The sequence below is a fragment of the Nocardioides dongkuii genome, from assembly GCF_014127485.1.
In the GTDB taxonomy this organism is placed as follows: Bacteria; Actinomycetota; Actinomycetes; order Propionibacteriales; family Nocardioidaceae; genus Nocardioides; species Nocardioides dongkuii.
This window is the reverse complement of sequence record NZ_CP059903.1, coordinates 824,247-843,096: the sequence shown is the minus strand read 5'-3', so window position 1 is coordinate 843,096 and position 18,850 is coordinate 824,247. Positions and strand designations below refer to the sequence as shown.

At 73.6% G+C, this 18,850-nt stretch carries 18 protein-coding genes and 2 tRNA genes; 8 read left to right on the top strand and 12 right to left on the bottom strand.

The annotated features are described in order from the left end of the window. Positions 1 to 21 precede the first annotated feature (21 nt). Positions 22 to 1,104 carry an SDR family oxidoreductase gene (locus H4O22_RS03985; protein WP_182525775.1) on the top strand — a complete coding sequence of 361 codons (1,083 nt, stop codon included), beginning with the start codon at positions 22 to 24 and terminating at the stop codon, positions 1,102 to 1,104. Between the two features lie 265 nt (positions 1,105 to 1,369). Here the strand turns inward: H4O22_RS03985 and H4O22_RS03980 are convergent. From H4O22_RS03980 to H4O22_RS03950, 7 genes are all read right to left on the bottom strand, one after another. Next, positions 1,370 to 1,445 (bottom strand) — tRNA-Ala (locus tag H4O22_RS03980). A gap of 65 nt (positions 1,446 to 1,510) precedes the next feature. Continuing rightward, positions 1,511 to 2,365: a divisome protein SepX/GlpR gene (gene sepX, locus H4O22_RS03975; RefSeq protein WP_182525774.1), complete on the bottom strand. Its 855-nt coding sequence runs from the start codon at positions 2,363 to 2,365 to the stop codon at positions 1,511 to 1,513. An 89-nt stretch (positions 2,366 to 2,454) separates the two neighbouring features. Further along, positions 2,455 to 3,036, bottom strand: a complete 582-nt coding sequence (locus H4O22_RS03970) for a GNAT family N-acetyltransferase (protein WP_182525773.1) — start codon at positions 3,034 to 3,036, stop codon at positions 2,455 to 2,457. Positions 3,037 to 3,065: 29 nt separating this feature from the next. Beyond that, positions 3,066 to 3,542: a MogA/MoaB family molybdenum cofactor biosynthesis protein gene (locus H4O22_RS03965; protein ID WP_182525772.1), complete on the bottom strand. Its 477-nt coding sequence runs from the start codon at positions 3,540 to 3,542 to the stop codon at positions 3,066 to 3,068. Then, a complete protein-coding gene (moaC, locus tag H4O22_RS03960) occupies positions 3,539 to 4,021 on the bottom strand; it encodes a cyclic pyranopterin monophosphate synthase MoaC (RefSeq protein ID WP_182525771.1) in 483 nt (160 codons plus the stop codon). The genes H4O22_RS03965 and moaC overlap by 4 nt, the downstream gene beginning before the upstream one ends. Positions 4,022 to 4,045: 24 nt before the next feature. Continuing rightward, positions 4,046 to 5,275, bottom strand: coding sequence for a molybdotransferase-like divisome protein Glp (gene glp, locus H4O22_RS03955; RefSeq protein WP_182525770.1), 1,230 nt, complete (start codon positions 5,273 to 5,275; stop codon positions 4,046 to 4,048). Further along, a complete protein-coding gene (locus H4O22_RS03950; RefSeq protein ID WP_182525769.1) occupies positions 5,268 to 6,650 on the bottom strand; it encodes a UTP--glucose-1-phosphate uridylyltransferase in 1,383 nt (460 codons plus the stop codon). The genes glp and H4O22_RS03950 overlap by 8 nt, the downstream gene beginning before the upstream one ends. A gap of 60 nt (positions 6,651 to 6,710) precedes the next feature. On the opposite strand from H4O22_RS03950, the gene H4O22_RS03945 reads away from it, so the two are divergent. Beyond that, on the top strand, positions 6,711 to 7,304 hold the full coding sequence (locus H4O22_RS03945) for a 5-formyltetrahydrofolate cyclo-ligase (RefSeq protein WP_244963095.1): 594 nt from the start codon (positions 6,711 to 6,713) through the stop codon (positions 7,302 to 7,304). 625 nt (positions 7,305 to 7,929) lie between these two features. On the opposite strand, the gene H4O22_RS03940 is transcribed toward H4O22_RS03945, so the two are convergent. Then, positions 7,930 to 10,545: a penicillin acylase family protein gene (locus H4O22_RS03940; RefSeq protein ID WP_182525768.1), complete on the bottom strand. Its 2,616-nt coding sequence runs from the start codon at positions 10,543 to 10,545 to the stop codon at positions 7,930 to 7,932. Between the two features lie 99 nt (positions 10,546 to 10,644). Between H4O22_RS03940 and H4O22_RS03935 the strand changes: the two genes are divergently transcribed. Genes H4O22_RS03935 through H4O22_RS03925 form a run of 3 tightly spaced genes read left to right on the top strand, consistent with a single transcriptional unit; the run spans position 10,645 to position 12,131 of the window. Next, positions 10,645 to 10,977 (top strand): FmdB family zinc ribbon protein, encoded by a 333-nt coding sequence (locus H4O22_RS03935; RefSeq protein ID WP_182525767.1) that lies wholly within the window; start codon positions 10,645 to 10,647, stop codon positions 10,975 to 10,977. A 56-nt stretch (positions 10,978 to 11,033) separates the two neighbouring features. Beyond that, positions 11,034 to 11,678 (top strand): SAF domain-containing protein, encoded by a 645-nt coding sequence (locus H4O22_RS03930; RefSeq protein ID WP_182525766.1) that lies wholly within the window; start codon positions 11,034 to 11,036, stop codon positions 11,676 to 11,678. A 42-nt stretch (positions 11,679 to 11,720) separates the two neighbouring features. Further along, on the top strand, positions 11,721 to 12,131 hold the full coding sequence (locus tag H4O22_RS03925; protein ID WP_182525765.1) for an MscL family protein: 411 nt from the start codon (positions 11,721 to 11,723) through the stop codon (positions 12,129 to 12,131). Positions 12,132 to 12,251: 120 nt separating this feature from the next. On the opposite strand, the gene H4O22_RS03920 is transcribed toward H4O22_RS03925, so the two are convergent. Together H4O22_RS03920 and H4O22_RS03915 are read right to left on the bottom strand one after the other, a co-directional pair. Further along, entirely contained in the window at positions 12,252 to 12,437 is a 186-nt protein-coding gene (locus tag H4O22_RS03920) for a hypothetical protein (protein ID WP_182525764.1), read from the bottom strand. Further along, positions 12,434 to 13,708 carry an LCP family protein gene (locus H4O22_RS03915; protein ID WP_182525763.1) on the bottom strand — a complete coding sequence of 425 codons (1,275 nt, stop codon included), beginning with the start codon at positions 13,706 to 13,708 and terminating at the stop codon, positions 12,434 to 12,436. The genes H4O22_RS03920 and H4O22_RS03915 overlap by 4 nt, the downstream gene beginning before the upstream one ends. A 135-nt stretch (positions 13,709 to 13,843) precedes the next feature. On the opposite strand from H4O22_RS03915, the gene H4O22_RS03910 reads away from it, so the two are divergent. Then, positions 13,844 to 13,919: transfer RNA gene (locus H4O22_RS03910), tRNA-Arg, on the top strand. A gap of 83 nt (positions 13,920 to 14,002) precedes the next feature. On the opposite strand, the gene H4O22_RS03905 is transcribed toward H4O22_RS03910, so the two are convergent. Further along, positions 14,003 to 15,037, bottom strand: a complete 1,035-nt coding sequence (locus H4O22_RS03905) for a TerC/Alx family metal homeostasis membrane protein (RefSeq protein WP_182525762.1) — start codon at positions 15,035 to 15,037, stop codon at positions 14,003 to 14,005. Positions 15,038 to 15,196: 159 nt separating this feature from the next. Between H4O22_RS03905 and H4O22_RS03900 the strand changes: the two genes are divergently transcribed. After that, positions 15,197 to 15,484, top strand: coding sequence for an STAS domain-containing protein (locus H4O22_RS03900; protein WP_182525761.1), 288 nt, complete (start codon positions 15,197 to 15,199; stop codon positions 15,482 to 15,484). A gap of 134 nt (positions 15,485 to 15,618) precedes the next feature. On the opposite strand, the gene H4O22_RS03895 is transcribed toward H4O22_RS03900, so the two are convergent. Then, complete coding sequence (locus H4O22_RS03895) at positions 15,619 to 16,791, bottom strand: saccharopine dehydrogenase family protein (RefSeq protein ID WP_182525760.1); 1,173 nt, start codon at positions 16,789 to 16,791, stop codon at positions 15,619 to 15,621. A gap of 62 nt (positions 16,792 to 16,853) precedes the next feature. Here H4O22_RS03895 and H4O22_RS03890 point away from each other — a divergent pair, with 62 nt between their 5' ends. Next, positions 16,854 to 18,845: a beta-propeller domain-containing protein gene (locus H4O22_RS03890; RefSeq protein WP_182525759.1), complete on the top strand. Its 1,992-nt coding sequence runs from the start codon at positions 16,854 to 16,856 to the stop codon at positions 18,843 to 18,845. The last annotated feature ends 5 nt before the right edge of the window (positions 18,846 to 18,850 follow it).

Sequence of the window (18,850 nt, the reverse complement as noted above, 5' to 3'; positions counted from 1 at the left end):
CAGCCACCCGAGAGGACAGCCATGTCCGAGTCATCGACCACCCCTCCCCGCCGAGCCCTGGTCGTGGGCGTGACGGGCATCGTGGGGCAGGCCGTCGCGCGACGCCTGGTCGAGGAAGGCTGGGAGACCTACGGCCTGTCCCGCAGCGGCACACCCCAGCCCGACGTGCACACCGTGCGCGCCGACCTCGCGGACCCCGCCGGCCTGGCCACGGCGCTGGCCGACGTCGCCCCCCAGCTCGTCGCGTTCACGGCCTGGACGCGGATGGACACCGAGGCCGAGAACATCCGGGTCAACGGGGGCGCCGTCCGCGACCTCCTGGCCGCCCTGTCACCGGCCGGCAGCGTCGAGCACGTCGCCCTGATGACCGGGCTCAAGCACTACCTCGGCCCCTTCGAGGCCTACGGCCAGGGCGACATGCCCGACACGCCCTTCCACGAGGACGAGGAGCGGCTGCCGTACCCGAACTTCTACTACGCGCAGGAGGACGAGCTCTTCGCCGCCGCCGCCCGCGACGGCTTCACCTGGAGCGTGCACCGCTCGCACACCGTCTTCGGCTTCGCCACCGGCAACGCGATGAACATGGTGGCCACCCTCTGCGCCTACGCCTCGATCTGCCAGGACCAGGGCCTCCCCTTCGTCTTCCCCGGGTCCGAGACCCAGTGGAACTCGCTGACCGACGTGACCGACGCCGACCTGCTCGCCGAGCAGATGCTGTGGGCCGCGCGGACCCCCGCCGGTCGGAACGAGGCCTTCAACACCGCCAACGGCGACGTGTTCCGCTGGCGCTGGCTGTGGCCGCAGATCGCCGCCTGGTTCGGCCTGGAGTGGGAGGGGTACGCCGACGCCCCGCGCCCCCTGGAGACCGCGATGAGCGGCATGGAGCCGGTCTGGCGCGACCTGGCCCACCGGCACGGGCTGGTCGAGCCGGACCTGGCACGGGTCGCCTCGTGGTGGCACACCGACGCCGACCTCGGCCGCGACATGGAGGTCGTGACGGACATGAACAAGAGCCGCACCGCCGGCTTCTCCGCGACGCGCGACACCCGGGCGACGTTCTTCGCCTACGCCGAGCAGTACCGCAGCGCCCGCGTCATCCCCTGACCCGACCGCCACGGGGACCACACGGCCCATGAAGGTTCGGTCAAGGAGCGAGGGCCCCTCCCCTGGAACGCCCTGGACGTCCTAGGATGGCGACAGGTCAGGCACCAGGACGCCCCCCGATTCCTGGGCCGGACCAGGAACGCCCCGCTCTCCTCTGGAGGGCGGGGCGTTTCGTCTGCCTGGGCCCGCGCCCACGAGGTCGTGGGCCGAACGGCGAATCGCCTCCCTCCTGCATCGCTGCAGGTGGGAGGCGATCTTTGCTACCTGGTGGAGCTGAGGGGATTCGAACCCCTGGCCTTCTCATTGCGAACGAGACGCGCTACCAACTGCGCCACAGCCCCAGGTGTGCGTCCTCGGGACGCGAGCCGAAAGATTAGCACCCGGCTCGGGGCCGGGCCGAATCGCCTCAGGAGCCGACGGCGCGCCCGTCGTTCTCGGCCCGGGTGGCGCGGTCGGCGCGCTCGGCGCGGTCGCTCTCCTCGGCCTTCCGGGCGAGCCGGCTGTCGGCCTCGGTGTGCCCGGAGGTCCACACGCCGGTGTCGTCGAGGGCGATGGTGCGCACGGTCCGGCGCGTGGCCGCCGGCTTCGAGACGTACGTCGGGAGGGTGACGGGCACCGGGTCCCACAGCGTCGGGTCGATGCCGGCCGTGGAGACGATCGCGACCTCGGCGTCGTCGCGGACGACCGCGATGTCCTCGGTGGCCTCGCCGACGACCTCGTCCGCGACCGCAGCGGCGGGCGCGGGCGCAGCGGCGGCGGGCGTGGCGTCGGGGACGACCGGCGCGGACGCGCGCGGGGCCAGGACGGCGTGCTCGCGACGCACCATCAGGCGGCACGCGGCCAGCCAGGCGACGAGCAGGCCCGCGGGGATCGCGGCGTACCACCAGGAGTGCACGCCGGTGGCCGCCAGGACGACGACGACCGCGGTGGCGAGCAGCAGCACGCCGAGCACCCGGCGGCGACGCTGGGCGGCGCGGGCCGCGGCAGCGCGGCGGACGCGGCGCTCGGCCGGCGACGGGTCGGTGGGGACGGCTGCGGACGGCTTGGTGACCACCACGGCGGACGACGCGGGCCGCCCCGGGGTGACCACGAGCCGGGCGCTGCGCCGGTCGACGGGCTCGCGCCGGGCCAGGACCCGCATCGTGTGCGAGAAGCGGTCGACCGAGCGGCTGCGCACCACGTCGTCGTGGTGCTTGAGAGCCTTCGGGACCAGGTAGAACGCCCACGCCACTGCCAGGGCGACGAAGATCAACGCGCTCATGTCCACGGACCCGAGGTTAGGTTCGCCACCCGACGGTGGGGCGCATGTCTACAGGTGTGTCGCAGAAAGACTTCTGGGTCTCCTGTGACTCAGGTGTCCGGACCCTCCTCCAGGCGGGCCAGCAGCCCGCGCGGGCACTCCTCCTTGGTGAGGGCGTAGAGCCGGTGGTCGCGCCACGCGCCGTCGATGTGCAGGTAGCGCGGGGCGTACCCGATCTCGTGGATCCCGAGCTTCTCCACGACCCGCAGCGAGTTGGAGTTCTCCGGCCGGATCGCGATCTCGACCCGGTGCAGCCCGGCGTTCGTGAAGCAGTGGTCGACGACCAGCGCGACCGCACGCGGGATGACGCCGCGGCCGGCGTGCTCGCGGTCGAGCCAGTAGCCCACAGACCCGAACTGCGCGGACCCGCGGGCGATGTTGGTGACCGTCACCTGCCCGGCGAAGCGGCCGTCGACCTCCACCGCGAAGGGGTACGTCGTGCCCTGGCGCGCCTGTCGACGCATCCGCCGGACCAGGGTGGTGAACGTGGTCGGTCGCGCCTCGCTGCCCGGCGGGACGGTCGCGTCCCACGGCACCAGCCACGCGGCGTTCCGCTGCCGGACCTCGCGCCAGGCGGCCTGGTCGCGCAACCGGAGCGGCCGGACCGTCACCTCGCCCGAGGTCAGCCGCACCGGCCACGCGCGACCCGGGCGCGCGGCGTTCAGTGGTCGCTCCCGACGACCTGCTCGACCGCGTGCACGAGGATCGGGCCCAGCACCTCGAGCGCGTCCCGCACCCCGCCCCGCGAGCCCGGCAGGTTGACCACCAGGCACGCGCCGGCGACGCCCGCGAGGCCGCGCGAGAGCACCGCGGTCGGCACCCCCTGCGCGACGCCGTACGCCCGGATCGCCTCGGCGATGCCGGGCACCTCGCGGTCCAGCAGCGGCCGGGTCACCTCGGGGGTGCGGTCGGTCGGGGTCAGGCCGGTGCCGCCGGTGGTGAGGACCACCCGGGCGCCGCCGTCGACCTCGGCGCGGATCGCCGCGGCCACCGGGTCGCCGTCCGGCACCACCACTGGGTCGGCGACCGCGAAGTCGAGGCCCCGGAGGAAGTCGGCGATCAGCGGCCCGGTCTCGTCGGCGTACACCCCGGCAGCCGCGCGGTTCGAGGCCACCACGACGGCCGCCCGCAGGCTCACGTGCGGGTCCAGTCGCCGGACCGGCCGCCGGCCTTCGACTCCACCCGGACGTCGGTGATCACCGCGGCCTTGTCGACCGCCTTGACCATGTCGACGACGGTCAGCGCGGCGACCGAGACGGCGGTGAGCGCCTCCATCTCCACGCCGGTGCGGTCGGTGGTCCGCACGGTCGCGGTGATCTCGACCGCCGGGTCCGGAGAGTCGGCGAGAACCAGGTCGACGGTGACGCCGGAGATCGCGAGCGGGTGGCACAGCGGCACCAGCGCCGGCGTCTGCTTGGCGGCCATGATCCCGGCGACCCGGGCCACGCCGAGCGCGTCGCCCTTGGGCACCCCGTCGCCGCGCAGCAGCTCGACGACCCGCGCCGAGACCAGCACCCGCCCGGAGGCGGTGGCGCTGCGGGCCGTGACGTCCTTGGCGGAGACGTCGACCATCCGGGCCGCGCCCGACTCGTCGACGTGGGTCAGGTGGTCGGACACGGCGTGCTCCTCATCGGGGCGGGGTCAGAAGTCGAGGTCGAGCGGCAGCACGGAGACCTGCGCCCCGGGCTCCAGCGAGGTGACGTCCTCCGGGACGACGACGAGGGCGTTCGCGTTCGCGAGGTCGCCGATCAGGTGCGACCCGGCGCCGCCGACCGGCGAGACGGACGCGGCGCCGCCCTCCACGACGTACTCGGCGCGGAGGTACTGCCGGCGCCCCGGGGGCGAGGTCACCGCGTGCGTCAGCCGGGCCGGTACGCCGGGGCGTGACCACGGCGTGAGGCCCATCAGCTTGCGCAGCGCGGGCAGCACGAACAGCTGGAAGGAGACGTAGGAGGAGACCGGGTTGCCCGGCAGCGTGAAGACCGGGGTGTTGTCCTCACCGACGAACCCGAAGCCCTGCGGCTTGCCGGGCTGCATCGCCACCGGCCCGAACCACACGCCCCGCGGCGCGAGCGCGGCCTTGACCACGTCGAAGTCGCCCTGCGAGACGCCGCCGGAGGTGACCACCACGTCGGCGCGCACCAGCTGGTCCTCGAGCGCGTCCAGGAACGCCTGCGGCTCGTCGGGCACGATCCCGACCCGGTAGGCGATCGCGCCGGCCTGCCGGGCCGCGGCGGCCAGGAGGAAGGAGTTGCCGTCGTAGATCGAGTCGTGGCCGAGGGGTACGCCGGGCTCGCGCAGCTCCGTGCCGGTGGACAGGATCACCACGCGGGGCCGCGGCCGCGAGCGCACCGTCGCGCGACCGATGGAGGCGAGCAGGCCGACCTGGCGCGGGCCGAGGACCGCCCCGCGCTCGATGACCAGGTCGCCGACGCCGACGTCCTCGCCGGCGGGGCGGACGTGCTGGCCGGCCGCCGGCGCGCGGGAGACCGTCACCTGGGCGACACCGCGGTCGGTCCACTCGTAGGGGACGACCGCGTCCGCACCGGTCGGCACGGGGGCGCCGGTCATGATCTTGACGGCGGTGCCGGGCGCGAGCGCCAGCACCTGCGCGTTGCCGGCGCCGATCTCGCCGACCACCGGCAGGTGCACCGGCGACTCCTCGGTGGCGGTGGCGACGTCGGCGCTCGCCACGGCGTACCCGTCCATCGCGGAGTTGTCGAAGGCGGGCAGCGCGACGGTCGCGACGACGTCCTCGGCGCACGCGAGGCCGAGGGTGTCCATCAGCGGCTGCGGGAAGACCGGCAGCGGCTCGAGGTCGCGCAGCACCCGGTCGAGGTGCTCCTCGACGGAGTCGAGGTGGTCAGTCATCGGGCTTCAGCACGGTGCCGGGGGCGACCCGCTGCGCGGAGGTCGCGTCCAGCGACACCTCGCCGACGACCTCCACGCCGCGGCCGAAGGTCCAGTCGCCCGAGACCCGCAGCGCGTCGGCCTTGCGCAGCGACGGCGCCCCCTCGGGGAACCGCTTGTCGAACTCGCTGACCAGCTTGTAGTGGTCGGAGTCGAGGTCGACGAACGGGAGCGCGGTGGTGGTCGGGTCGAGCACGAAGTCGCCGCCGATGTCGTAGACGTCCGAGCGCAGCACCAGCAGGTCGTTGGTCGTCTTCACCGGGACGAACCGCTCGCGCCCGACCTCGATCAGCCGGGAGCCCTCGAAGACCTCGATCGCGGCGCCCATGGCGGTCTCGACCTGGATCACCTCGGGGGTGCTCGGGTCGCCGGGGTCGACGGTCTTGACGTTGCGGATCAGCGGCAGGCCGAGGATCCCCTCGCGCTGGTCGAGGGCGTCGCGCATCGCCCGCAGGTCGAACCACAGGTTGTTGGTGGAGGTGAACCGGTGCCGGTCGAGGTCCGCGAGCGCCTCGCGGTCGGCGTCCAGGGTCTGCGCGGTCTCGCGCAGCACCAGCCGGCCGTCGCCCTTGCGGCGGGCGAAGTGCCCGCCCTTGCGGTCCGACGGCGTACGGCGGGTCGCCTCGATCGCGAACGGCGCGCCGCTCGCGGCGAACCAGCCCGCGATCCTCGGGTCCGGCACCCCGCCGAGGTTGTCGGAGTTGGAGACGAAGACCCGGTCGTAGCCGGCCTCGATCAGCCGCTCGAGCAGGCCGGTGCCGCGCAGCGCGGTGTAGAGGTCGCCGTGGCCGGGGGGACACCACTCGAGGTCGGGGTCCTTGGGCCAGCTCACCGGGGAGAGGTCGTGGGCGAGGAGCTTGGGCTCCTTGTTCTGGAGGAACTCCAGCGGCAGCCCCTCGACCGGCAGCGTCTCGTACCGCGCCAGCGCCGCCATCGTGTCGGCGGAGGTGCGGAAGGAGTTCATGAAGATCAGCGGCAGGGTGGCGCCGTGCTGCTCGCGCAGGTGCAGCACCTGGCGGGCGATGATGTCGAGGAAGGACAGCCCGCGCCGCACGCACAGCAGCGACTTCGCGCGATGCATGCCCATCGAGGTGCCCAGGCCGCCGTTCAGCTTGATCACCGCGGTGCCCTGCAGCGCCTCGCGGGCGACGTCCTCGGGGACCTCGACGTCGGCGAGCGCCTCCATGTCGACCGGGTCGATCGTGGACTCCGGGATCATGCCGGTCTCGCCGTGCTCGAGGAGCCGGTAGTAGTGCGCGAAGGTGTCGATCGCGACCTCGTCCACCCCGGCAGCGACCATCTTGTCGCGCGCCTTCTTCAGGCCTGGGCTACCCATGGTGCCGATCGTAGGCTCGCGGGGTGGCGGACCGGCAACCGACGGCGAGGTGACCAGCAGGTGAACGCCCCCGGACGGCACGCGGCGAAGCTCGCGATGCGCGACCAGCTGCTCACCGCGCGCGGTCGGCGACCGCTGCTCGAGGTCGGCGAGGTGGGTCGCGCGATCGCCACGCACCTGCTCACCGCGCCGGAGGTACGCCGGGCGGCCACCGTGGCGGCGTACGTCTCGATCGGCACGGAGCCGGGGACGGGGGTGCTGCTGCGCGCGCTCCTGGACGAGGGGAAGCGGGTGCTGCTGCCGGTGCTGCTGCCCGACGGCGACCTCGACTGGGGCACCTACCGCGGCGACCGGTCCCTCGCGCCGGCGCGCCGCGGCCTGCTCGAGCCCGTCGACCGGCTCGGCGTGGACGCCGTCGCCACCGCGGACGCCGTCCTGGTCCCCGGCCTCGCCGTCTCCCCCACCGGGCTCCGACTCGGCCGCGGCGGCGGCTCCTACGACCGGGCGCTCGCCCGGGTGCCGGTCGGCACCTTCACCTGCGTGCTGCTGCACGACGAGGAGGTCGGGCTCGAGGTGCCGGTCGAGCCGCACGACCGCCCGGTCACCGCCGCCGCCAGCCCGGCGGGGATCCGGCGGTTCACCCCCGGAGGTTGAGCAGCGAAGCCGCGCTAGCGGGTGGGCGTGTCGAAACCCAGCGAGCCGACGTACGACGGCGACCACCGCTGCTCGTCCGCTGCGGGGGTTTCGACACGCTCGTCGCTGGCGCTCCTCGCTGCTCAACCACCGCCGTCGGGGTCCGGCGGTTCACCCCCGGAGGTTGAGCAGCGAAGCCGCGCTAGCGGGTGAGCGTGTCGAAACCCAGTGAGCCGACGTACGACGGCGACCACCGCTGCTCGTCCGCTGCGGGGGTTTCGACACGCTCGTCGCTGGCGCTCCTCGCTGCTCAACCACCGCCGTCGGGGTCCGGCGGTTCACCCTCGGAGGTTGAGCAGCGAAGCCGCGCTAGCGGGTGAGCGTGTCGAAACCCAGCGAGCCGACGCACGACGGCAACCACCGCTGCTCGTCCACTGCGGGGGTTTCGACACGCTCGTCGCTGGCGCTCCTCGCTGCTCAACCACCGCCGTCGGGGTCCGGCGGTTCACCCCCGGAGGTTGAGCAGCGAAGCCGCGCTAGCGGGTGAGCGTGTCGAAACCCGGTGAGCCGACGCACGACGGCGACCACCGCTGCTCGTCCGCTGCGGGGGTTTCGACACGCTCAACCACCGGCGTAGGCCCGACGCTCAACCACCGCCGGCGTCGGGGTCGGCCCCTGGCACCAGGGTCAGCACGTGCTGGGCGGCGTCCTCGACCGCCGGCTGCGTGAACGGCCAGGCGAGCGAGTCGCCGCGGGCCCACAGGTCGGTCTGGTCGGTGTAGTGGTCGCTGGCGGGGTGGCCGGAGACGCCGGTGAGGTTGATCCACCGGGACGCGTCCAGGTCGCCGAGCGAGACGACCATCCGCATCGAGGGGGCGGTGGTCACGGCGTACCCCTCCGCGGCGTCCCAGCCGGTGGCGTCGACGGTGCCGCTGCCGCCGCCGACCTCCCAGCCGCCGCGGTTCACGAGCCACTCGACCGGGCCGATCCCGGACTCCCCGAGGGTCGAGGAGCGCAGGTCGAGTCGGTGCAGGTGGCCCCAGTCCCAGCCCCGCGGGTCCCGGGCCTGCCGCCGGGTCAGCTCGTCGCGGGCGTCGCGCATCGCCTGCTCGAGCACGTCGCTGCGGGTCTCCACCGTGGTCTCGGTGGTCACGTCGTCCCACCACGGGTCGGTGGGCTCCTCGAGCAGCCGCGCGACCACGGCGTACCAGCGCGAGCCGCCGTTCGGCCACAGCTCCTCGGGCAGCTCGTCGTGGAAGGTGAGGGCGAGCAGGTTGCGCCACACGACGTTGTAGTACGCCGCCGCGCCGCTGCCCGCGGTCTGCTGGAGGTCCCAGTCGCGGAGCAGCTCCTGGCCGCCGGACCAGTAGCCCTCGGGCAGCTCCACGTCGAGCAGGTACGGCGTGAGCGCGGCCGCGAGGGGGTGGTCCGCGTCGAGCTGGAGGTCCTGCATGTCCGCGACCGTCAGCGGTCCGGCGTCCTCGAGGCGCTCGCGGATCCGCTGCGCGCGCCAGCCGTGGTCCCAGTCCTCGGTGAGCCGGTAGGGGTAGTCGGGGCCGATGACCGCCTGGTTGGCGGTGACCACGAACCCCTCCTCCGGGTCGAGCACGTGCGGCAGCCCGTCGTACGGGACGAACTCCCCCGTCCAGTCGTTCTCCGGCCGCCAGCCCGCCGAGGGCACCGTCCCGTCGTTGCCGGACTTGCGGATCGGGATCCGGCCCGGCGCCTGGTAGCCGATGTGGCCCTCGCGGTCGGCGTACACGACGTTCTGGGACGGCACCGAGAACGACGACAGCGCGGCGCGGAAGGAGTCCCAGTCGGTGGCGAGGTTGAGGTCGAGGATCGCGTCGGCGGTCGGGGCGGGGTCGAGCGCCGTCCAGGCCAGCGAGACGGCCAGGCCGCGCCCGGGGCGCGACTTCTCCCCGACGTCGGCGAGCTCGTCGGAGACGTCGGAGAGGATCGGGCCGTGCCGGGTCGAGCGGACCCGGATCGTCACGTCCTCGCCGTCCGCGACCTCGATGGTCTCGGTGCGGACCCTCAGCGGCTGCCACCGGCCGTCGTAGCGCCACTCGTCGCCGCGCACCCGCTCGAGGTAGAGGTCGGTGACGTCCGGGCCGAGGTTGGTGAACCCCCAGGCGATCTCGGCGTTGTGGCCGATCACGACGCCCGGCACGCCGGAGAAGGTGAAGCCCGCGACGTCCATCGGGCAGTCCGGGCCCGCGTCCCGGCAGTGCAGGCCCATCTGCATCCACACCCCCGGCATGCCGACGCCGAGGTGCGGGTCGTTGGCGAGCAGCGGGGCGCCGGTCGCGGAGTGCTCGCCGTCCACCACCCAGCTGTTGCTGCCGACGCCCTCGCCGCGGCCGAGCAGCGCGGGCAGCCGGCCCAGGCCCGCGCCCACCTCGCCGAGCACCGCGCGCTGGTCGGCGGTGAACGCCGGGCGCAGCGGGTTGCGGGTGGTGTTGGCGGTGGCGTCCTGGTCGAAGACGCCGTCCACGACCGCGCCCTGGCCGACGATCGGCGCGTGCTCGTCGACGGGGTACGCCGGGTGCAGCTCGCGGGCCCGCTCGACCCCCACGGCCGCCTGCGCCAGCACCCGGTCGATCTCGTCCTGCATGTTGCCGCGCAGGTCCCAGGCCATCGCCTTGAGCCACGCGAGCGAGTCGACCGGGGTCCAGTCGGCGGGGGCGTAGCCGAGCCCGCCCGCGTTCAGCACGGTGTACTCGACGGCGATCTCCGACGGGGAGTGCTCGTCGAGGTAGCTGTTCACCCCGGCCGCGTAGGCCTGCAGCAGGCCGCGAGTGGTGGGGCTGACCAGCGCGAGCTCGCGCTCGGCGACGCGGCGCCAGCCCATGGTGCGCACGTAGGAGTCGCTCTCGACCGCGTCCTCGCCGAACAGCTCGGCCAGCCGGCCCGCGGTCGCGTGCCGGCGCACGTCCATCTCGAAGAACCGCTCCTGCGCGTGCACGTAGCCCTGCGCGCGGACCAGGTCCTCCATCGAGTCGCCGTAGAGCTGGGGCACGCCGTGCTCGTCGCGCACCACGGTGACCTCGCCGTCCAGGCCGGGCAGCGTCGCCTCGCCCTCGGTCTGCGGCAGCGGCCGGCGTACCAGCCCGACGACGACCACCGCGACCACGACCAGGACCAGCGCCAGCCCGAGGGCGACGTACGACGTGAGGCGGACGCCGCGGGGCCACGCCCGGAAGGCCGCCCACCAGCGGCGGGGCGAGAGGGGCGGGGGGTCCTGCGGGGCGCTGGTCATGGCTCGGCCATTGTGCCTGTGCCTTATGCTTGGCACTCGCACATGTCGAGTGCCAGCCGCGCGATCACCTCACGATCATCCGCACGATCCGGAGACCCCATGCCCACGTACCAGTACGCCTGCACCGAGTGCGGCCACGCCTTCGAGCAGGTCCAGAGCTTCTCCGACGACGCCCTCACCGAGTGCCCGCAGTGCACCGGCCGGCTCCGCAAGGTCTACAACGCGGTCGGCGTGGTGTTCAAGGGCTCGGGCTTCTACCGCACCGACAGCCGCGCCGCGTCGTCCTCGACCGTCGCGTCGTCCGACTCGGCGTCCTCGGCGTCGGGCTCGGGCTCGGGTGACAAGGGCGGCGCGACGAAGACCGAGAGCAAGCCCGCCGCGGCCGCGAGCACGACTTCGTCCTCGTCGTCCTCGTCCTCCTCGTCCGACTGACCGCTCCCCTGTGGAGGACGCGCACACCGCGCGTCGATCCCTCCTAGCGTCGGGGGATGCTCGCCGACGACCCGGTCCACCGCTCCCGTCCCCAGCGCGTGCTGCGCGCCGTACGCCGCGCCGTGCTGGCCCGGCGGCGGCTGCTCGCCGCCGTGCTGACCGCGGTCGCCGTGGCCGCCGGCCTGCAGGCGGCGACCGCCCCTCCCCCGGCGACCCGGTCGGTGACCGTCGCGGCACGCGACCTCCCGGCCGGCTCCGTCATCGGCGCCGGTGACCTCACGACGTCCGCGTTCGCGCCGGGCAGCGTCCCGGCGGACCTCGTGGCCGAGCCGGTCGGGGGCGTGCTGGCCGCACCGCTGCGCCGCGGTGAGCCGGTGACCGACGTACGCCTGGTGGGCCCGGCGCTCACGGCGGGGCGCCCCGACCTGGTGGCGCTGCCGGTGCGCCTGCCCGACGCCGCGATGGCCGGGCTGCTGCGCGCCGGCGACGTGGTCGACCTGGTGGCCGCCGACCCCCAGGGCGGCAAGCCCGCGCTGGTCGCCTCCGGCGTGCCGGTGCTGGCGCTGCCCGACGCGGCGACCGGCCCCGGCACCGACGGGCTCAGCGGCCGGCTGGTCGTGGTCGGCGCCCGGCCGGCCGACGTACCGGGCATCGCGGACGCTGCCATTCGGCTCTACTTGACGTACTCCTTCGCCCGCTAGCCTCCGGGAGTTCTGACTTCTTCCCCGACCTGGAGGCACCGCATGAGCGGCTTCAAGAACTTCATCCTGCGCGGCAATCTCGTCGAGGTGGCGGTGGCGTTCATCATGGCCACCGCGTTCGCCGCCGTGGTCACGGCCACCGTCGACCTCATCATGGACCTCGTCGGCAAGATTGGGGGCACGCCGAACTTCTCCAACTACAAGCCCGGCGGCGTCTCCGTCGGCGCCTGGATCACCGCGCTGGTCTCGTTCCTGATCCTCTCGGCGATCGTCTACTTCCTGATCGTCAAGCCCTACACCGTCGCCAAGGACAAGTTCTTCCCCAGCGAGGACCCCGGCACCCCCGCGGACGTCGCGGTGCTCGAGGAGATCCGCGACCTGCTCGCCGCCCAGCAGGGCACGCGCCCCGGCTCAGGTGGCCCCGGCTCGGGTGACCCCGGCTCGCTGCGCTGACCCGTCGCCGAGCTGTCGCCCGGTCGGTCGCAACCTGACCGACGTACCGTCCCCTTGACCGACGAAACTCCGTCGGTCAAGAGGACGATTCACCGGTCGACCGGTGAATCCTCTCCGCCCTCAGCCCCCGTGGTGGGGCGGCACCTGCGCCCGCAGCCAGGCGTCGGTGGGGTCGTCGCGCTCGCGGGGCGAGCCCTCGTCGCGCTCGTCGCGGGTGGTGTCGGGGAGGGTGTCGCCGAAGATCTCCGCGAGCCGGCGGCGCCGGACGTGCTCGGGCTCGGTCTCGGGCGAGCTGGAGCCGGTCATGTGCACAGCCCCGCGGCCTCGAGCGCGGCCTTGTCCTCCTCGGAGCGCGCGTCGTCGGTGCCCCCGGAGCCCGAGTCCGGACCGTCGCTGCTGCCCCCGCTCGGGCCGTCCGAGCCGCCGTCGGACCCGTCGTCGGAGCCCGAGCCGGGGGAACCGGGCACGTTGCCGGCGTTGATCGCCGTGCTGTCGAGCCGGCGGGAGATGACCTCGTCGTCGCGGACCCGCTGCCAGACGGTCTCGGCGGCGGGCGTCCACACGACGCGGCCGCGGAACTCCTCGCGCTGGTCGTAGGCCCACGGCACGGTGATGAACCGGATCTGGTTGAGCCCGATGCCGTTGAAGCCGAGCCCGACCTTGCTGAGCTGGAGGACGTTGCTGAGCCCGGGGTCGACCGTGAGGGCCTCGGTGGCGGCCTGGAGGAACCCGACCAGCCGGTCGGGACGGGCGAGCACGCCGCCGGAGACGACCTTGTTGGCCATCGCGGCGATGAACGCCTGCTGGCGCTTGACCCGGCCGATGTCCGAGCCGTCGCCGAGGGTGTACCGGGCGCGGACGTAGTTCAGCGCCTCCTTGCCCTCGATCTCCCGCGACCCCGCGGGGATGCGGATGCCGTGGGCGGGGTCCTCGATGTCCTCGGGGATGCAGACGGGTACGCCGTCGATCGCGTCCACCATGGTCTGGAAGCCGGCGAAGTCGACGACGACGTAGTGGTCGATGCGGACGTCGGTGAGCTGCTCGAACTGCTGGATCGTGCAGGCCGGGCCGCCGAGCGCGAACGCCTCGTTCCACATGGCGTTCGCCGCGCCCGGGATGGTGGAGCCGTCCTCGGCCTCGCACTCCGGCCGGGTGACCAGCGAGTCGCGCGGGATGCTCACGCCGTACGCGAACTCCCGGTCGCCGGAGAGGTGGAACAGGATCGTCGTGTCCGAGCGCTCGCCGTCCCCGGTCAGGCCGTCGATGTTGTTGCCCGCACCGTCGCGGTCGTCGGAGCCCATCACCAGGATGTTGAGCGGCTCGCCCGGCTCGTCGTCGCTCGGCTTGTCGGGTCGGTTGTCGAGCTGGCCGACGACGTCGAGCACGGTGAGGTTGGAGTTGAGGTCGCGGTAGAGCCAGATGGTGCCGAGCCCGGTGACCATCGCCAGCGAGAGCGCCGTCGCGAGCAGCACCTTGGCGACCGTGTGCCGCTTGCGGGCCCGCCCGCGGCGCTTCGCCGTACGCCGTCCGCGGGCGTCCGAGGGCTGCTCCGGGACGGGCGGCTCGACGTCGGCCATGCGGGGATGCTCCAGGTGGACAGGGGATCGGCGCAGGGAGGACCTGCGCGCTCCCTCGATTCTCGCCGCGACCGGCGAGTAGGGCAAAACCCGGCTGGACGGCCGTGACAGGATGTGCGGCGCCGTTCCCGGCTCGCCCCAGTAGCTCAGCGGATAGAGCAGCCGCCTCCTAAGCGAAAGGTCGCAGGTTCGACTCCTGCCTGGGGCACCACCTCGCCCGGCTCCTGCACCGGGTGCGACCTCGGGCACGCAGGTCGGCACGGGGCCTCGGCGGCGTCCCCGGCCCGGGGATCGTCAGCGGGTGGACCTGTCGGCCGTCGCCGATTCGTCTCTCGTCCGCAGCCCGGCGCCTCCGTCGCGATCCGGGTCCGTCCCCGAGGTCCTCGACAGGCTCGCCACGGTGACGATCGTCAGCGTCACTGCGATGAAGGACAGCGACGCCCAGATTGGCACCTCGGGGACGAGGTGCACCCCGTGTCCGCCGTTGATGAAGGACACCTCGTTGGCGTGCAGCGCGTGATTGATCAGCCGCAGGCCGATGAAGGCCAGGATCGCGGAGAGTCCGACGCCGAGGTAGACCAGTCGCTCCAGGAGGTGCCCGATCAGGAAGTACAGCTGGCGGAGACCGAGCAGCGAGAAGGCGTTGGCGGCGAAGACCAGATAGCCCTCGGTGGTCAGCCCGAACACGGCCGGGATCGAGTCCAGGGCGAACACGATGTCCGTCAGCCCCAGCGCGAAGACCACGACGAGCAAGGGCGTCGCCATGCGTCGGCCGTCGCGACGCACGCTCAGGCGATCCCCGTCGTACTCGTCGGTGACCGGGACCACCCTGCGCAGCAGCCGGATCCCCCGACTGTTCGTGTGGCTCTCCCGGTCGCGAGGTCGCAGCTGGCGCACCGCGAGCAGGAGGAGCAGGGCGCCGAGGGGGTAGAAGACCCACGAGAAGGCGTTGATGACCGCGACGCCGATGAGGATCATGACCGTGCGGACGGCGAGAGCGATGGCGATGCCGAACAGCAACGCCTTCTGCTGGAGCGCCCGGGGCACGCCGAACTGGGTCATGAGCATCAAGAAGACGAACAGGTTGTCGACCGAGAGCGCCTTCTCCGTCGCGTAGCCGGCGAAGTACTCCCCGCCGAAGGTCCAGCCGTAGTGGAGCCCGACGTAGACGCCGAAGATCAGCGCGAGGCCGATGTAGAACGCGGACCAGGTCCCCGACTCGCGCAGGGTCGGTTCGTGCGGTGAGCGCACGTGGCTGTAGAAGTCGAGGACCACGAAGGCTGCAGCACAGCCCACGGTGACGATCCAGATCGAGACGGGGACGTCCATGGCGGTTCCTCGGTGAGCAGCGACGGGGCAGAGCCGAGTCTTCGCGCCACGGGGGCGGCGAAACAGGCTCCCGTGCACCTAGGCGCGACCCTCCCTGTCGCGCTTCGACACCCCAAAGGGCGTACCGCGACGTCGGTGCGCGCGGCTAGATTCCGACGCATGACCGAGGAACCGTTCCGCGCGCTCCACCTGACCGACCCGGACCGGATGTCCCTCTTCGGCTCCATCGACGAGCTGAGCATCGACTCGCTGCGGGCCACGCTCGCCGAGCTCCGCACCCCCACCGCCGTGGACCTCTCCGACGTCACCTACCTGCCGAGCATGGCGCTGAACGTCTTCCTCCGGGCGATGGCCGACGGCAGCGAGAAGATCACCCTGCAGGTACGCCCGGGCACGATCGCGCAGCGCGTCCTCCACGTCACGGGGCTCCCGCACGAGCTGGTCTGAGGACCCGGCCGGTCTGGACCGCTCGGACCGGTTCGGCCGATCCGCGGACACCGCCGGCCATCCGGCCCTAACTTCTACCTCGAAGCCCGCTGGTGACCCGAGACTCCAGCGGGCTTCGCTATGCCCGGGGTCCGTCAGGCGACGACCTCGAACCGCATGCCGGCGGACTGCAGCCGGGCCAGCAGGTGCTCCCCCATCGCCTGGGCGGTGGTGACCGAGCCGGCGGTGGGCGGGTTGTCGTCGAACGCCAGGCACAGCGCCGACTCGGCCAGCATCTTCGCGGTCTCGCCGTACCCGGGGTCGCCGCCGGAGACCCGCGTGTGCAGGGTGCGCCCGTCGCCCTCGGCGACGAAGTCGACGGTGAACCAGGCCTTCTCGCGCCGGCGCTCGTCGGGGCCCTCCCCCTGCGGCACCTTGCTCAGCAGCAGGTTGCGCAGCGGGGCGACCTGGGCGGCGACCCCGAGGGCGCCGACGCCGACCGCGCCGCCCGCGGCGTACCGCAGGGTCTTGGCGCCGGCGTAGTGGGAGTACCGGAACTCCGGGCCGTACGACGCCAGCGCGGCGCCGCTGCGCGCCACCACCGCGGGGTCGACGGTCGGGAGCGGGAGCAGCCAGTAGCCGAGCACCGGGTCGCGGTGCGGCTTGCCCGCCACCGCGCGGGAGGACCGGCCCTCGGGACGCGGCTCGATCCGGCGGCGCGCCTGGGCGGCCTCCCGCAGCTGCCGCGCCCGGGAGAACTGGGTCATCGCGGAGTGGAAGGTGCCGCCGGAGACGGTGCCCGCCGCGCGCACGACGCCGCGCACGGTCACCGGGCCCTCGGCGGCGAGCTGCTGGACGGTGTACATCGCGCCCAGGTCGTGCGGGATCGAGTCGAAGCCGCACGCGTGCACGATCCGGGCGCCGGTGCGCACGGCGGTCGCGTGGTGCGCGACGTACATCCGGTCGATGAACTCCGGCTCGCCGGTCAGGTCGACGTAGTCGGTGCCGGCCTCGGCGCACGCGGCGACCAGCGGCTCGCCGTGGGTGAGGTAGGGCCCGACGGTCGTGATGACGACCTTGGCACGGGCGGCGACGTCGGCGAGCGAGGCGGGGTCGGTGACGTCGGCGTGCAGGAGCTCGAGCTCGCCGAGGTGCGGGGCGATCACGACCAGCCGGGCACGCACGGCCTCGAGCTTGTCGCGGTTGCGGCCGGCCAGCGCCCACCGCAGCCCGTCGGGCGCGTGCCGGGCGAGGTACTCGGCGGTCAGCGCGCCGGTGAAGCCGGTGGCGCCGAAGAGCACCAGGTCGAGGTCGGGGTCAGCAGCCATGGCGGCCATGGTGCCAGCCGGAACCAGGGAACCCCGGCCGCCCCGGCCGCGTCCGACCCCTCATGGCCCGCCCCGTCCTCGCCCTCGGTCTCACCGGCGCCCTCGCGGGCGCCTTCCTCGCCGGCACCCTCGTCGCCGACCGCGACCCCGCCGGTGCGCGCGACCGGCCGGACGACGCCAGCACCCTGGCGGCCGGTCCCGGCCCGGTGCCGGCCGCGGCACCCGGCGCGCCGGTGTCGTACGCCGACTCCTGCGCCGACCTGCTCTCGTCGTACGTCGAGCGCGCCGAGGCGAGGGTGGGCCCATGGGGCTGGACCAGCCTCCACCCGGTGCTGGAGAACGACGTGGTGATGCTCGACGGCCCCGAGGAGGCGGCGCCGCTCGCGGGCGACGGGGCGTTCTCCGCCCGCGCCGGCGCCGCGGCCCCCGCGCCGGCCACCCAGCGGGCCACCAGCGGCGAGAGCGGCACCAACGTCCAGGAGGCCGGCGTCGACGAGCCGGACGTCGTGAAGACCGACGGCGAGCTGCTGGTCCGGCTCGACGAGGGGGTGCTGCGCACCTACGACGTGGCTGCGGGGGCCGCGGACGGGGAGCCGCTGGCAGCGCTCGGCTCGGTGCCGGTCGCCGGGTCCGCGGGCGGCGAGCTGCTGCTGGCGGGCGACACGGTGACGGTCGTGGTCGACGACACCGAGGCCGAGGTCTACGACGAGGCGTACGCCGAGGGCACCACGCGGGTGCACACCGTCGACGTCTCGGACCCGGCGGCGCCCCGGCTCACCGCCACGACCGAGTACGACGGCCACCTGCTCGGGGCGCGCCTGCACGGGTCCACCGTGCGCGTGGTCGTGGCCGCCGGGCTCCCGGACCTCGACTTCGTCCAGCCGGGCTTCCGCGACGACCGCGAGGCGCTCGAGGACAACCGCCGGATCGTCCGGGAGACCACGATCGAGGACTGGCTGCCGCTGGTGACCGACGACGAGGACGGCACGGACGGCACCGCCGAGCCGCTGCTCGACTGCGACGCGGTCGCGCTCCCCGACGAGGACGCCGGCCTGGACACCCTCGCCGTCGTCGGGTTCGAGGCCGGCGACCAGCGCGACCGCAGCGTGCAGGGGCTCTCGGCCGCCGCGGACGTCGCGTACTTCTCCACCGACCACCTCTACCTCGCCGCCTCCCACCAGGCGGCCTGGTCGGAGTGGGACACGTGCTGCCCCGGCGACACGGTCGCCCCCTTCCGCCCCGGCCCGGAGAAGCGCGACGAGCTCGACGGGACCACCACGGTGCACGACCTGTCCCTCGACGGCACCGGCACGACGTACCTCGCCAGCGGACGCGTGGACGGCCACGTCGCCGACCGCTGGGCGGTGGACGAGCACGACGGCGTGCTCCGGCTCGCGGTGGGCCCGACGCAGCGCACCGGGAACTTCAACGCGGTGCTCACCCTCGAGCAGGACGGCTCGTCCCTGGTCGAGGTGGGGCGCGTGGACAGCCTCGGGGTGGACGAGCAGATCGAGTCGGTGCGCTGGTTCGACGGGCTGGCGATCGTCGTGACCTTCCGCCAGGTCGACCCGCTGTACGCCGTGGACCTCACCGACCCCGACGACCCGACCCTGCTGGGCGAGCTGAAGATCCCCGGGTTCTCCGAGTACCTCCACCCGCTCGGCGGGCGGCGCCTGGTCGGCGTCGGGCAGGGGCCGACCGCCGGCGGTCGCGCCTGGGGCGCCCAGGTGGGCCTCTTCGACGTCACCGACCTCGCCGACCCGCGCCGGATCGACGTCCTCTCCTACGGCGGCGGCACCGAGGCCCTCGCCGGGCTCGACCCGCGCCGGCTGACCTGGCTGCCCGAGGTCCGGACCGTGCTCACCGTCGTGGCCGAGGGCTCGACGGGGCGCACCGGCTACGTCTCGGTGATCACCCTGGGCGAGGGCCGGATGCGCAACCGGATGGTCGAGGTGGAGCACGGCACCGACGTGGACGAGGTGCGCACGGTCCCGCTCGGGGACGGCCGGGTCGTGCTGGTCACCGGCGACGAGGTGTCCTTCTTCGACCTCTGAATCGA

Excerpts from the sequence above, each read along its gene's own strand:
- H4O22_RS03985 (WP_182525775.1), top strand. The coding sequence starts at position 22 with ATGTCCGAGTCATCGACCACCCCTCCCCGCCGAGCCCTGGTCGTGGGC.
- sepX (WP_182525774.1), bottom strand. The coding sequence starts at position 2,365 with ATGAGCGCGTTGATCTTCGTCGCCCTGGCAGTGGCGTGGGCGTTCTAC.
- glp (WP_182525770.1), bottom strand. The coding sequence starts at position 5,275 with ATGACTGACCACCTCGACTCCGTCGAGGAGCACCTCGACCGGGTGCTG.
- H4O22_RS03950 (WP_182525769.1), bottom strand. The coding sequence starts at position 6,650 with ATGGGTAGCCCAGGCCTGAAGAAGGCGCGCGACAAGATGGTCGCTGCC.
- H4O22_RS03940 (WP_182525768.1), bottom strand. The coding sequence starts at position 10,545 with ATGACCAGCGCCCCGCAGGACCCCCCGCCCCTCTCGCCCCGCCGCTGG.
- H4O22_RS03935 (WP_182525767.1), top strand. The coding sequence starts at position 10,645 with ATGCCCACGTACCAGTACGCCTGCACCGAGTGCGGCCACGCCTTCGAG.
- H4O22_RS03930 (WP_182525766.1), top strand. The coding sequence starts at position 11,034 with ATGCTCGCCGACGACCCGGTCCACCGCTCCCGTCCCCAGCGCGTGCTG.
- H4O22_RS03925 (WP_182525765.1), top strand. The coding sequence starts at position 11,721 with ATGAGCGGCTTCAAGAACTTCATCCTGCGCGGCAATCTCGTCGAGGTG.
- H4O22_RS03920 (WP_182525764.1), bottom strand. The coding sequence starts at position 12,437 with ATGACCGGCTCCAGCTCGCCCGAGACCGAGCCCGAGCACGTCCGGCGC.
- H4O22_RS03915 (WP_182525763.1), bottom strand. The coding sequence starts at position 13,708 with ATGGCCGACGTCGAGCCGCCCGTCCCGGAGCAGCCCTCGGACGCCCGC.
- H4O22_RS03905 (WP_182525762.1), bottom strand. The coding sequence starts at position 15,037 with ATGGACGTCCCCGTCTCGATCTGGATCGTCACCGTGGGCTGTGCTGCA.
- H4O22_RS03900 (WP_182525761.1), top strand. The coding sequence starts at position 15,197 with ATGACCGAGGAACCGTTCCGCGCGCTCCACCTGACCGACCCGGACCGG.
- H4O22_RS03895 (WP_182525760.1), bottom strand. The coding sequence starts at position 16,791 with ATGGCTGCTGACCCCGACCTCGACCTGGTGCTCTTCGGCGCCACCGGC.
- H4O22_RS03890 (WP_182525759.1), top strand. The coding sequence starts at position 16,854 with ATGGCCCGCCCCGTCCTCGCCCTCGGTCTCACCGGCGCCCTCGCGGGC.